This is a genomic window from Streptomyces xinghaiensis S187 (genome assembly GCF_000220705.2).
Taxonomy (GTDB): domain Bacteria; phylum Actinomycetota; class Actinomycetes; order Streptomycetales; family Streptomycetaceae; genus Streptomyces; species Streptomyces xinghaiensis.
Genome location: NZ_CP023202.1, coordinates 4202836 through 4215726 on the forward strand (window position 1 = coordinate 4202836; position 12891 = coordinate 4215726).

The window sequence follows — 12891 nt, forward strand, 5'->3', positions numbered from 1 at the left end:
CCTTACCTAATATTTTACGGGTTCTTGACGCCGCCGTGAGCCGTACCGCCGGACTTGACTCCGTGTAGGGGCGACCGCGTGCCTGCGCCTACAGTTGCTCCAGCACTCCCAGGACCACCCTGCCCCGCGAAGGACAGCGATGCCCGCCAACACAAACGGCCCTTCCGGCAAGAAGAAGAGGGGCCGCGCGCGGCTTCTCGTGATCGCGATCGTGCTGGCCCTCGTGGCGGGTGTCGGCTACGGCGCGTTCTGGAGCGTGAGCACCGTCCGCGCGTCCTTCCCGGAGACCACCGGCTCGATCCGCCTCAAGGGCCTGTCCGGGCCGGTCGAGGTGAAACGGGACGGCCACGGCATCCCGCAGATCTACGCCAGCAGCGACGAGGACCTCTTCCGCGCGCAGGGGTATGTGCAGGCCCAGGACCGCTTCTGGGAGATGGACGTCCGGCGCCATCTCACCGCCGGCCGGCTCTCCGAGATGTTCGGCGCGAGCCAGGTCGAGACCGACGCCTTCCTGCGCACCCTCGGCTGGCGCCAGGTCGCGGAGAAGGAGTACGAGACCAAGCTCTCCGCCCGGACCAAGAAGTACCTCCGGGCGTACGCGGACGGCGTCAACGCCTACCTCGCCGAGCACGAGGGCGCCGAGCTCTCCGTCGAGTACGCGGCGCTCGGCTTCACCAACGACTACAAGCCCGAGGCCTGGGACCCGGTGGACTCGGTCGCCTGGCTCAAGGCCATGGCCTGGGACCTGCGCGGCAATATGCAGGACGAGATCGACCGCTCCCTGATGACGACCCGGTTCTCCGAGAAGCAGATAGACCAGCTGTACCCGGAGTACCCCGCGGACCGGAACAAGCCGATCGTGCGTGACGGCGCGGTCGGCGAACTGACGGACGAATTCGACCCGGAGGCCGCGGCCGCGGACACCGGCGCGGGCACCGGCACCGGCACGGGCGTTCCCGGGGCCGGCACGGGCACCGGCGGTACGGGGACGGGCGCCGGCGGCACGGGCACGGGCACCGGCGGTACGGGTACCGGCACAGGCGCCGGCACCGGCCTGCAGTCCCAGCTCGGCGCCCTCTCCAAGACCCTGGAGGAGATCCCCGCCCTCCTCGGCCCCAACGGCGACGGCATCGGCTCCAACTCCTGGGTGGTCTCCGGCAAGCACACCACCACCGGCAAGCCCCTCCTCGCCAACGACCCGCACCTGGCACCGCAGATGCCGTCCCTCTGGTACCAGATGGGCCTGCACTGCCGCTCCGTGAGCGACAAGTGCCGTTACGACGTCGCGGGCTTCACCTTCTCCGGCATGCCGGGCGTGATAATCGGCCACAACCAGAAGGTCTCCTGGGGCTTCACCAACCTCGGCGCCGACGTCACCGACCTGTACCTGGAGAAGATCACCGCGGACGGCTACCTCTACGACGGCAAGCAGAAGCCGTTCACCACCCGCAGGGAGACCATCAAGGTCGCGGGCGGCGCCGACCGCCGGATCACCGTCCGCAGCACCGGCAACGGCCCGATCGTCTCCGACCGCAGCGACGAGATGGACGACGTCGGCAGAACCGCGCCCGTCACCACCGGCTCGCCCGACCGCGCCAGCGGCTACGCCGTCTCCCTCCGCTGGACCGCCCTCACCCCGGGCCGCTCCATGGACGCCGTCTTCGCCCTCAACGAGGCCGCCGACTTCGACCAGTTCCGCAAGGCCGCCCGGCTCTTCGACGTCCCCGCGCAGAACCTCCTCTACGCGGACACCGACGGCCACATCGGTTACCAGGCGCCGGGCCGCATACCCGTCCGCGGCAAGGGCGACGGCCGCTATCCGGCCCCGGGCTGGGACCCGGAGTACCGGTGGACCGGCTACGTCCCCCAGTCCGCGCTCCCCTGGGAGAAGGACCCCGGCCGCGGCTACATCGTCACCGCCAACCAGGCCGTCATCGACCCGGAGAAGTACCCCTACCTCCTCACCGAGGACTGGGGGTACGGCGCGCGCAGCCAGCGCCTCGACAATCTGATCCAGTCGAAGATCAAGGACGGCGGCAAGATCTCGACCAAGGACATGCAGACCATGCAGATGGACGACAGCAGCGAGATCGCCAAGCTGCTGACGCCCTACCTGCTCAAGATCGACATCGAGGACCCGTACATCCGCGAGGCGCAGAAGCTGCTGGAGGGCTGGGACTACACCCAGGACTCCGACTCCGCGGCCGCCGCCTACTTCAACGGTGTCTGGCGCTACACCCTCAAGCTCGCCTTCGGCAACAAGCTGCCCAAGGAGCTGCGGGTCACCGGCGAATGCCTGCGCGTGCCGCCGGCCGACGACTCCGGCCCGCTGGAGGACCTGGACGGCGACTCCCTGGTCCGCGAGTGCGGCGAGCGGGCGCGGGACGCGGCCCAGCCGGACGGCGGCGACCGCTGGTTCGAGGTGGTCCGCTCGATCCTGGAGGACGAGGACAACGCCTGGTGGAAGACGAGCACCCGCCCCGACTCCGGTGCCGGCGACCGCGACAAGCTGCTGAAGCAGGCCATGGAGGACGCCCGCTGGGAGCTGACCGCCAAGCTCGGCAAGGACATCGACAGCTGGAGCTGGGGCCGCCTCCACCAGCTGACGCTGCGCAACCAGACGCTGGGCATCAAGGGCCCCGCCGTGCTCCGCTGGGCGCTCAACCGCGGCCCGTGGAACCTCGGAGGCGGTGAGGCCGCGGTCAACGCGACCGGCTGGAACGCGGCCGGCGGCTACGGCGTCGTCTGGGTGCCGTCGATGCGGATGATCGTCAACCTCGCGGACCTCGACAAGTCCAAGTGGATCAACCTCTCCGGGGCGTCGGGGCACGCGTACAACACGCACTACAGCGACCAGACGTCCAAGTGGGCCACGGGTGAACTGCTGCCCTGGGTGTTCAGCAAGAAGGGCGTCGAGAAGGCGACCGAGGACACCCTCGCGCTCATCCCCTGAGCCGCCGCGGGTCTCCGGCTCCCGCCGGCCCCACGTCCTCCGCCACCGGCCCCGGTGCACCGTGTTTCGCGCGGTGCGCCGGGGCCGGCGGCGTGCGGGGGTCCCGGCGCCGTCGTCCTCCGGCGCGGCGCACCCGGCACGGTTCATGCCCCGAAGCGGCGCACCCCCGAGGGCGTGACGGCCGCCTGGACGGGCCGGTCGTGGGCCTCGGCGGGCACGTCGTCCAGCACCTCGTCCTCGTACACCAGAACGATCAGCGCCGGGTCCGCCCCGGCCTCCGCCAGCCGCTCCAGCACCCGGTCGTACGAACCGCCGCCGCGCCCCAGCCGCAGCCCCCGCCCGTCCACCGCGAGCCCCGGCAGCAGCAGTGCGTCGGCCTCCAGCACCGCCCGCAGGCCCAGCGGCTCGCCGGCCGGCTCCCGCAGCACCATCCGGCCCGCCCGCCCGGCCGCCACCAGCCGCTCCGGACCCTCGTACGGCGCCCAGTCGAGATCGTCGTCGTCGCGGAGGACGGGCAGCAGCACCCGCACCCCCCGGGCGCGCAGCGCGTCCAGCAGCGGACCCGTCGCGGGCTCCCGGCCCACCGACACATAGGCGCCGACGGTGCGGGCGGAGGCGAGTTCGGGAAGGGCCAGGGCCTGACGTGCGAACGCGCCCCCCGCCACCGACACGTCATCTTCCGTCAACCGGGACCTCATCCGGCCGAGACCGTGCCGCAACTCCGCCTTGCGAGACTTCGGGGTGGACATCTGAGCCGGGAATCCTCTCGTATGCGGCCACACTTACCGGATCATCACGTTCCGCTCATACGTACCGGTTATGGTTCTCCGCATGACTGAATCGCGTACCCGGATCAGCAAGGCTGTCATTCCCGCAGCAGGACTCGGGACCCGCTTCCTCCCGGCCACCAAGGCCACTCCCAAGGAGATGCTGCCGGTCGTCGACAAGCCCGCGATCCAGTATGTGGTCGAGGAGGCCGTCACCGCCGGTCTCTCCGACGTCCTCATGGTCACCGGCCGCAACAAGCGCCCGCTGGAGGACCACTTCGACCGCAACTACGAGCTGGAGGAGATGCTCCGGCACAAGGGCGACGGCGACCGCCTCTCCCGGGTGCAGGAGTCCAGCGACCTCGCGACCATGCACTACGTCCGCCAGGGCGACCCCCGGGGCCTCGGCCACGCCGTGCTGTGCGCGGCCCCCCACGTCGGGCAGCAGCCCTTCGCGGTCCTGCTCGGTGACGACCTCATCGACCCCCGCGATCCGCTGCTGACCCGCATGATCGAGGCACAGGAACGGTACGGCGGCAGCGTCGTCGCCCTCCTGGAGGTCGACCCCGACCAGGTCCACCTCTACGGCTGCGCCGTGATCGAACCCACCGGCGACGACGACATCCACCGGGTCACCGGCCTCGTCGAGAAGCCCAGCCGCGAAGAGGCGCCCAGCAACTACGCGATCATCGGCCGCTACGTCCTCGACGCCGCCGTCTTCGACGTGCTGCGGAAGACGGAGCCCGGCCGCGGCGGCGAGATCCAGCTCACCGACGCCCTCCAGACCCTGGCCCAGAACCCGGACCTGGGCGGCCCGGTGCACGGCGTCCTCTTCAAGGGCCGCCGCTACGACACCGGCGACCGCGCCGACTACCTCCGCTCCATTGTCAGACTGGCATGCGAACGTGAGGATCTGGGACCGGACTTCCGGGACTGGCTTCGGAGGTACGTCGCGGAGGAGATGTAGCACCTTGAGCACCGCTGAACAGGCCGCAGAGCGCGGGGCCGCGCCCACCGGAGGCGCCGGGGAGGCCGAGGACGCCGAGAGCACCGCCGGCGCGGACGGCACCGCCGGTACGGCCGCCGGCCCGGAGGGCGGCGTCCCGGCCGGCGTCCCGTCCCCGCACCCGGACCACGGGAGCGGAACCGGAGCCGCACCGCGCCTCTGGAGCGTCGACGAGCATCTGGCCGACATCCTCAGGCACGTCCAGCCGCTCGAACCGCTGGAGCTCCAGATCCTCGACGCCCAGGGCTGTGTCCTCGTGGAGGACGTCACCGCCGCCGTCGCCCTGCCGCCGTTCGACAACAGCTCCATGGACGGATACGCCGTCCGCACCGCCGACGTCGCCGACGCGACCGAGGAATCCCCGGCGGTGCTCACCGTCATCGGCGACATCGCGGCGGGCAGCGGCAGGCTGCCCACCATCAGGCCCGGGGAGACGGCCCGCATCATGACGGGCGCCCCCCTGCCGCCCGGCGCCGACACGGTGGTGCCGGTCGAGTGGACCGACGGCGGCGCCGGCGGCGGCCCCGCCACCGCCATGAGGGCCCACAGCGCGGCGCCCGAGGGCGCCGGCGGCGAAGTCCGCGTACACCGCCCCGCGGAGGCCGGGCAGCACATCCGGCCCCGGGGCGGTGACGTCTCCGCCGGCGCCCCGGTGCTGTCCGCCGGCACGGTCCTCGGCCCGCCGCAGATCGGGCTGCTCGCCGCGATCGGCCGCGCCACCGTCCGGGTCCGCCCCCGCCCGCGGGTGGTCGTCATGTCCACGGGCAGCGAACTCGTGTCGCCCGGAACGCAGTTGGGGCCCGGCCGGATCCACGACTCCAACAGCTTCGCGCTGACCGCCGCGGCCCGCGACGCCGGAGCCATCGCCTACCGGGTCACCGCCGTCGCCGACGACGCGGCCTCCCTGCGCACCGCCGTCGAGGACCAACTCCTCCGCGCCGACCTCGTCGTCACCAGTGGCGGCGTCAGCGTCGGCGCCTACGACGTCGTGAAGGAGGCCTTCTCCGGCGAGGTCACCGCCCCCGCGGAGCAGCGGGCGGAGACGGACGCCGGACCGGACACGGAAACGACCGCGGAGCCGAACGCGGAGCCGACCGCTGAGCCGGGTGCGGAGCCTGCCGAGAAGGCGGAATCCGGCCCGGCCGCGGCGGCGTCGCCGGGCCCCGGCCGCGTCGACTTCCGCAGACTCGCCATGCAGCCCGGCAAGCCGCAGGGCTTCGGCCGCATCGGACCCGACCGCACCCCGCTGCTGGCCCTCCCCGGCAACCCCGTCAGCGCGTACGTCTCCTTCGAGCTCTTCGTCCGCCCCGCGATCCGCGCGCTCATGGGGATCGCACCGGACGGGCGCGAGACCGTCCGCGCGATCTGCCCCGAGGGCATCACCTCCTCGCCCGAGGGCAAGCGGCAGTTCCTCCGCGGCCGCTACGCGGACGGCGTGGTCACCCCGGTCGGCGGCCCCGGCTCCCATCTGGTCAAGGCGCTCGCCGACGCCGACGCCCTGATCGTCGTCCCGGAGGACACCACCGCGGTCCCGCCCGGCAGTGAGGTGGAGGCCATCCTGCTGCGCTGAACCGGGAAAGCCCCGGTACGGTTGCTGCCCTGGAAGCACCGGACCGGGAGAACGATGAGCAGCGCCCAGCAGCACCTCACCCACCTCGACGCCCGGGGCGCCGCCCGTATGGTCGACGTCTCCGCGAAGGACGTCACGGCGCGCGCCGCCCGAGCGAGCGGCCGTGTGCTCGTCTCCCCGCGCGTCGTCGAACTGCTGCGCGGTGAGGGTGTCCCCAAGGGCGACGCCCTCGCCACCGCGCGCATCGCGGGCATCATGGGAGCCAAGCGCACCCCCGACCTCATCCCGCTCTGCCACCCGCTGGCCGTCTCCGGGGTGAAGGTCGAACTCTCCGTCGCCGACGACGCCGTGGAGATCCTGGCCACGGTGAAGACCACGGACCGCACCGGAGTCGAGATGGAGGCGCTGACCGCCGTCACCGTCGCCGCTCTGACGGTGGTGGACATGGTGAAGGCCGTCGACAAGGCGGCGGTCATCACGGACGTACGGGTCGAGGAGAAGACCGGCGGCAAGTCCGGCGACTGGTCGCGCCCCTCCGGGGAGGGCACCGCATGAGCGGCTACCGGGCCCTGGCCGTCACCGTGTCGAACCGCGCCTCCGCGGGTGTGTACGCCGACAAGGGCGGCCCGCTGCTGGTCGAGGGGCTGACCGCGATGGGCTTCGCCACCGACGGTCCCCGGGTCGTCCCCGACGGCGAGCCGGTTGAAACGGTCCTGCGGGAGGCCGTCGCCGCCGGATACGACGTGGTGCTCACCACCGGCGGCACCGGTATCTCGCCGACCGACCGCACGCCGGAGATGACCCGCCGGGTGCTCGACCGCGAGATCCCCGGCATCCCGGAGGCCCTCCGTGCCGAGGGCCTGGCGAAGGTGCCGACCGCCGTGCTCTCCCGCGGACTGGCCGGAACCGCCGGCGGTACGCTGATCGTCAACCTCCCCGGCTCCACCGGCGGGGTCCGGGACGGCCTCGCCGTTCTCGGCCGGCTGCTCGTACACGCCGTCGACCAGCTCCGCGGCGGCGACCACCCCCGGCCCGCGGCGGACGGCGGCGGCACCGGGACGGCCCCGGACGGCGGCAAGACCCCCCGGGCACACCGATGACTCCCCTCTGGCCGGCGGTCCTGACCGACGGCGACGTCACCCTGCGCCCGATCCGCATGCGTGACCAGCGGGACTGGCGCGAGGTCAACCGCCGCAACCGCGACTGGCTCCGGCCCTGGGAGGCGACCATCCCCCCGCCGGTCGCGGGCGGCCCGTCGGCGCAGCGACCGACCTACCGTCAGATGGTGCGGCATCTGCGCTCCGAGGCGAACGCGGGCCGGATGCTGCCCTTCGTCATCGAGTACCGGGGCCGGCTGGCCGGGCAGCTGACGGTCGCGGGAATGGCCTGGGGCTCCATGTGCTCCGGCCATGTCGGCTACTGGGTGGACCAGGAGGTCGCCGGGCGCGGGGTCACCCCGACGGCTGTCGCGCTCGCCGTGGACCATTGCTTCCGTACGGTGGGTCTGCACCGCGTCGAGGTGTGCATCCGGCCCGAGAACGGGCCGAGCCGCCGTGTCGTCGAAAAGCTCGGATTCCGCGAGGAAGGGCTGCGCCCGCGCTATCTCCACATCGACGGCGACTGGCGCGACCACCTGGTCTACGCCCTCACCACGGAGGACGTCCCCGGAGGACTGCTGGCCCGCTGGCACCGGGTCCGGCCCGGGACAGCCCACAAATAAAAAATATGTTCGATATTAAGCGGCAATAAAGCACATTCCCCGTCAGCCCGTCCTGGCAATCGGAAAAAAAGTTCGAGTTATCAGCCAGATCGTGCGACACACCGTGGCAATTGGCGGATGGCCTTGTGAAAACCCCTCTACCGTGTGAGGCGTGAGCAGCAGCGGCCTCATCTACGCAGTCATTGTCGGGGCCTGGGCCGCCTACCTGGTGCCGATGTGGCTCCGTAGGCAGGACGAACTCAACGAGGCTCGTCCCACGGAACGCTTCTCCACCGCCATCCGGCTGCTGTCCGGACGGGCCGGTATGGAGCGCCGTTACGCCAAGGACCTGGAGGAGCGCCACTCCGGCGAAGCGGACGACCACGTCGTTCCCGCCGAACCGGAACCGCGCACCGCCGACCCGGAAGCGCCGACCGACACGGTCGACGTCCGGGCCTTCGCCCTGTCCGCGGCCATGCCCGTCCCCGAGCCGCTGCGCGCCGGCGACGAGCCCCCGCCGCCCGCGGCGGACGAGGCGTCCGCCGGGCAGGACGGCCGCCGCGCCGTCTCCGTCGCCGAACGGGCCCGCCGCTCCAAGGTTCTCGCCCGCCGCCGCCGGACCACCATGGTGCTGTTCCTGGCCTTCGCGCTGGGCGCGGTCGTCGCCGCGGTCGGCGGGCTCGCCTTCCTGTGGGCCCCCGCCGTCCCGGCCGTGCTGCTCAGCTCGTACATCGTCCACCTGCGGGCGCAGGAGCGCCGCCGCTTCGCCTTCACCATGGACCGGCGGCGCGCCGAGGCCGCAGCCCAGCGGCTGCGCGAACGCGGCGCCCGCGGCGCCCGGCAGCCGGCACGGCCCGCGGCGGCCGCCGACGACGCGGCAGCCGGCGAGGACCCCGGTCCGGCGGCGGGCCCCGAGCCCGCTCCCGCGTCCCCGCACACGGCGGGCCGACGCGCCCTCGTCGAGCAGACCGACCACGCCGAGTGGGTCGACCAGCAGCGCGAGCGCGGCCGGACCGAGGGTGAGAGCTGGGAGCCGGTCCCGGTACCGCTGCCCACCTACGTGACCGCCCCGGTCGCCCCCCGCGCCACCGGCGGCGTGGACCTCGATGCCCCGGACGCCTGGAGCTCGGCCCGCTCCAGCGCGGCCGGACAGCCGGCCGGCGAGCCGTCCGCCGATCCCCGGCCCCACCCGGAGCCGGGGCCCGGCCCCGCCGCCCGCGAGGGCCGCCGCGAGCGCGGCCGCCGCTCCCGCGACCGCACCCCGCTCTTCGACCAGTACGCGGACGAGGACCGGCCGCGCGCCGCCAACGAGTGACCCCCGGCCGGTTTCCGGCCGTTGACCCGTCCGTGGCATGCCGCCGGACGCGGTGACCAGCGCGGGAACGGATTTCCAAGCGGCCCGGCCGGGATGCTAGAGTTCCTCACGTCGCAAGGGCCTGTGGCGCAGTCTGGTAGCGCACCTCGTTCGCATCGAGGGGGTCTGGGGTTCAAATCCCCACAGGTCCACAGCGGTCAGAACCCCTGCCGGAGAGATCCGGCAGGGGTTTCTTCGTGCTGTACGGCAGTAAGGGACAGCAGAGGGGCGCGGCCGCGGCGGCTCATCGTGAGTTTGCCGGCCCCGGCAGTCGGGTGGCGGCCTGTTTTGTCAGGAGCATTGACATACCCCTGGCCTGGACTTACGTTCCCTGCGTCGAAGCGCTTCGATGAATTCTTCGAATCGCTTCGACAGAGGTGGACTCCCCACACCACCCGTTCCTGCTCTGATCCACTCTCCCGGAGGAAGCGGATGTTGAAGGCACGGAAGCGCGGGGCGGGCCTGCTGGCAGCCGCCCTCGCGGGAGCCCTGACCCTGGCCCTGAGCGGCTGCGGCGGCTCGGACGGCACGACCGCGGGCGACGGAAAGACGCTGAGGCTCTGGCACTACGAGGGCCCGGACAGCGCCATGGGCCAGGCCTGGGCCGAAGCCGTCCGGGAATTCGAGAAGACCCACCCGGGGGTGAAGGTCGAGTTCGAGGAGAAGGGCTTCGAACAGATCCAGAAGACCGCCCCGATGATCCTCAACTCCGACGACGCCCCGGACCTCATGGAGTACAACAAGGGCAACGCCACGGCCGGTCTGCTCTCGCGGCAGGGGCTGCTGACCGACCTCAGCTCCGAGGCGTCCGCGCGCGGCTGGGACAAGAAGCTCAGCGACAGCGTCGAGACCACCAGCCGGTACGACGCGGACGGCGTGATGGGCTCCGGCAAGTGGTACGGGGTCCCCAACTACGCCGAGTACACGATGGCGTACTACAACAAGGACCTCTTCGAGAAGCACGAGGTCGACGTCCCCAGCACCTTCGGTGAACTCACCGACGCGCTCGCCGCGTTCAAGGCCAAGGGCATCACCCCGCTCGACAACGCCGGCGCCGAGTACATAGCCCACCAGTACGTCTACCAGCTCGCCCTCTCCGAGGCCGACCGCTCCTGGGTGGACGCCTACGAGCTCTACCAGGGCAGGACCGACTTCCACGACGAGGCCTGGACCCACGCCGCCGAGACCTTCGCCGACTGGGTCGAGAAGGGCTACATCGCCAAGAACTCCAGCGGGACCAAGGCCGAGGACGCGGGTGTCGCCTTCATCTCCGGCAAGTACCCCATCCTCTTCTCCGGCAGCTGGTGGTTCGGCCGTTTCCAGAGCGAGATCGACACCTTCGACTGGGGCACCTTCCTGTGGCCCGGCTCGGACCTCACCCTGGGCTCCGGCGGCAACCTCTGGGTGGTCCCCAAGGGCGCGAAGAACAAGGAACTCGCGTACGACTTCATCGACATCACGATGACGAAGAAGATCCAGAACCTGCTCGGCAACAAGGGCGGCGTCCCCGTCGCCGCCGACCCCTCCGCCATCACCGACCCGCAGTCGAAGACCCTCATCGAGAACTTCAACACGCTGTCCGGGAACGACGGCCTGGCCTTCTACCCGGACTGGCCCGTCCCGGGCTTCTACGACGTCCTCGTCTCCGAGACCCAGAAGCTGATCACCGGCAGCGCCACCACCGACCAGTACCTGGACGCCCTGCAGAAGGCGTACGACGCGGGCGCTCCCAAGCAGTGAGCACCGTCGCGAAGCGTCCCGCGGCCCGCCGGAGCGGAGTGCTCCGGCGGGTCCGCGGCGGCCACCACCCCGCCCGCCGCGACTCCTACGCCGCCTTCCTGCTCCCCGGCACGCTCGCCTTCCTCGCCGTCGTCATCCTCCCGTTCGCCATGAACACCGGCATCAGCTTCACCGACTGGCGGGGCGTGGGCACGCCCGACTGGACCGGCCTGGACAACTACCGCCGGCTCGCCGGTGACGCCGCCTTCTGGGAGTCCTTCCGGCACAGCGTCGCCATGGTCGTCGCGATGGCCGTGCTCCCGACCTTCCTCGGCCTGGTCCTGGCGGCCGCGCTCTTCGACTACATCGGCAAACACTTCGGCTCCCGCTGGGCGGCCGTCCTGCGGGCCTGCTTCTACCTTCCGCAGGTGCTGCCGATCGCCGTCGCCGGCATCGTCTGGTCCTGGATCCTCGCCCCCGAGAACGGTTCCCTCAACGAGCTGCTGAAGGCCGTGGGCCTGGGCTCCCTCCAGCAGGACTGGCTGGGCGACCCCGATCTCGCGCTCTACGGCGTGATGGCGGTGATGGTCTGGGTGCAGATCGGCTTCCCGCTGGTCGTCTTCATGGCGGGGCTGCAACGCGTCGACCCCGGGCTGTACGAGGCGGCCGAACTGGACGGCGCGGGCTGGTGGCGCCGGTTCTGGCACATCACCCTGCCGCAGATCCGGCCGGAGATCTACGTCGTCCTGGTGTGGTGCACCATCGCCGCGCTGAAGGTCTTCGGCGCCGTCTACGTCCTGACCAAGGGCGGCCCGGGCGGTGCCACCAACGTCCCCTCCTACTTCTCCTTCCAGAACTTCTTCGAGAAGACGCAGGTGGGTTACGGCTCGGCGGTGTCCACCGTGCTCACCGCTCTCATCCTGGCGCTCGCCCTGATCGGGCTGCGCCTCCAGACCCGGGCGGAGGACGAGGACCGGTGACCGCCACAGCCATCCGCCGTTACCCGGTGCTCGTCGCGATGTGCGTGGGGGCCGCCTTCATGGTGCTGCCGTTCGCCATCGTGGCGCTCAACGCCGTCAAGTCCCCGGCCGAGTACAGCGCCGGCGGTCCGCTCAGCCTTCCCGAGGGGCTCTACCTCGACGGGCTGAAGGACTTCTGGCAGCGCGTCGACTTCGGCCAGAAGCTCGTCAACTCCGTACTGATCAGCGGGTCGGTGGCGGCCGGCGCCGTGGTGCTGTCGGTGCTGAACGCGTACGCGATCGGCATCGGCCGGATCAAGGGCCGTCCGTATGTGCTGGCCTTCTTCGTGCTGGCCAACATGCTGCCGCAGGAAGCGCTGGTCTACCCGGTCTACTACCTGTCGAAGCAGGTGGGGCTCTACGACACCAGACTCAGCGTGATCATCGTCTTCACGGTGGTCCAGGCCGCCTTCGGCACGTATCTGCTCGCCTCCGTCCTCGGCTCCTTCCCCCGGGAGGTCATCGAGGCGGCGCGGATCGACGGGGCGAACAAGTGGCAGGTGCTGTGGCGGGTCGTCGTCCCCGTCAGCCGCCCCACCATCGGCGTGCTGCTGGTCTTCTTCTTCATCTGGACATGGAACGAGTTCCTGCTGCCGCTGGTCATGCTCATCTCCAACGACAACCAGACGGTCTCCGTCGCGCTCGGCGTACTCCAGGGGCAGCGGCTGATGGACGCCACGATGACCAACGCCGCCGCGCTGCTGGGCGTCCTCCCGGCGATCGTCTTCTTCCTCCTCTTCCAGCGGACCCTGACCCGCGGCATCGCCGTGGGAGCGGTCAAGTGACCCGGGTCTCCGCTGCGGC

General features: G+C 71.4%; 11 protein-coding genes and 1 tRNA gene. 11 read left to right on the plus strand and 1 reads right to left on the minus strand.

Features of this window, described 5'->3' with window-relative positions; translation table 11 throughout:
* Nucleotides 1–139 precede the first annotated feature (139 nt).
* Nucleotides 140–2953 carry a penicillin acylase family protein gene (locus SXIN_RS18075; protein ID WP_019711810.1) on the plus strand — a complete coding sequence of 938 codons (2814 nt, stop codon included), beginning with the start codon at nucleotides 140–142 and terminating at the stop codon, nucleotides 2951–2953.
* Nucleotides 2954–3096: 143 nt separating this feature from the next.
* Here SXIN_RS18075 and SXIN_RS18080 read toward each other — a convergent pair whose 3' ends face one another.
* Entirely contained in the window at nucleotides 3097–3702 is a 606-nt protein-coding gene (locus SXIN_RS18080; protein WP_095757225.1) for a 5-formyltetrahydrofolate cyclo-ligase, read from the minus strand.
* 82 nt (nucleotides 3703–3784) lie between these two features.
* On the opposite strand from SXIN_RS18080, the gene galU reads away from it, so the two are divergent.
* The 10 genes from galU (at nucleotide 3785) to SXIN_RS18130 (ending at nucleotide 12872) form a co-directional block, all read left to right on the plus strand.
* Complete coding sequence (gene galU / locus SXIN_RS18085; protein WP_039824437.1) at nucleotides 3785–4687, plus strand: UTP--glucose-1-phosphate uridylyltransferase GalU; 903 nt, start codon at nucleotides 3785–3787, stop codon at nucleotides 4685–4687.
* 4 nt (nucleotides 4688–4691) lie between these two features.
* Nucleotides 4692–6296 carry a molybdopterin molybdotransferase MoeA gene (locus SXIN_RS18090; protein WP_272951814.1) on the plus strand — a complete coding sequence of 535 codons (1605 nt, stop codon included), beginning with the start codon at nucleotides 4692–4694 and terminating at the stop codon, nucleotides 6294–6296.
* 54 nt (nucleotides 6297–6350) lie between these two features.
* Nucleotides 6351–6851 (plus strand): cyclic pyranopterin monophosphate synthase MoaC, encoded by a 501-nt coding sequence (gene moaC / locus SXIN_RS18095; protein ID WP_019711806.1) that lies wholly within the window; start codon nucleotides 6351–6353, stop codon nucleotides 6849–6851.
* Nucleotides 6848–7396 (plus strand): MogA/MoaB family molybdenum cofactor biosynthesis protein, encoded by a 549-nt coding sequence (locus tag SXIN_RS18100; RefSeq protein WP_019711805.1) that lies wholly within the window; start codon nucleotides 6848–6850, stop codon nucleotides 7394–7396. Before moaC ends, SXIN_RS18100 begins: the two co-directional genes overlap by 4 nt.
* Complete coding sequence (locus SXIN_RS18105; protein WP_019711804.1) at nucleotides 7393–8016, plus strand: GNAT family N-acetyltransferase; 624 nt, start codon at nucleotides 7393–7395, stop codon at nucleotides 8014–8016. Before SXIN_RS18100 ends, SXIN_RS18105 begins: the two co-directional genes overlap by 4 nt.
* Before the next feature lie 151 nt (nucleotides 8017–8167).
* Entirely contained in the window at nucleotides 8168–9310 is a 1143-nt protein-coding gene (gene sepX / locus SXIN_RS18110; RefSeq protein ID WP_095757226.1) for a divisome protein SepX/GlpR, read from the plus strand.
* Between the two features lie 117 nt (nucleotides 9311–9427).
* A tRNA-Ala gene (locus tag SXIN_RS18115) sits at nucleotides 9428–9501 on the plus strand.
* Between the two features lie 280 nt (nucleotides 9502–9781).
* Nucleotides 9782–11089 carry an ABC transporter substrate-binding protein gene (locus SXIN_RS18120; RefSeq protein ID WP_019711803.1) on the plus strand — a complete coding sequence of 436 codons (1308 nt, stop codon included), beginning with the start codon at nucleotides 9782–9784 and terminating at the stop codon, nucleotides 11087–11089.
* A gap of 38 nt (nucleotides 11090–11127) precedes the next feature.
* Nucleotides 11128–12048 carry a carbohydrate ABC transporter permease gene (locus SXIN_RS18125; protein ID WP_019711802.1) on the plus strand — a complete coding sequence of 307 codons (921 nt, stop codon included), beginning with the start codon at nucleotides 11128–11130 and terminating at the stop codon, nucleotides 12046–12048.
* Nucleotides 12049–12086: 38 nt separating this feature from the next.
* Complete coding sequence (locus SXIN_RS18130) at nucleotides 12087–12872, plus strand: carbohydrate ABC transporter permease (RefSeq protein ID WP_050363613.1); 786 nt, start codon at nucleotides 12087–12089, stop codon at nucleotides 12870–12872.
* The last annotated feature ends 19 nt before the right edge of the window (nucleotides 12873–12891 follow it).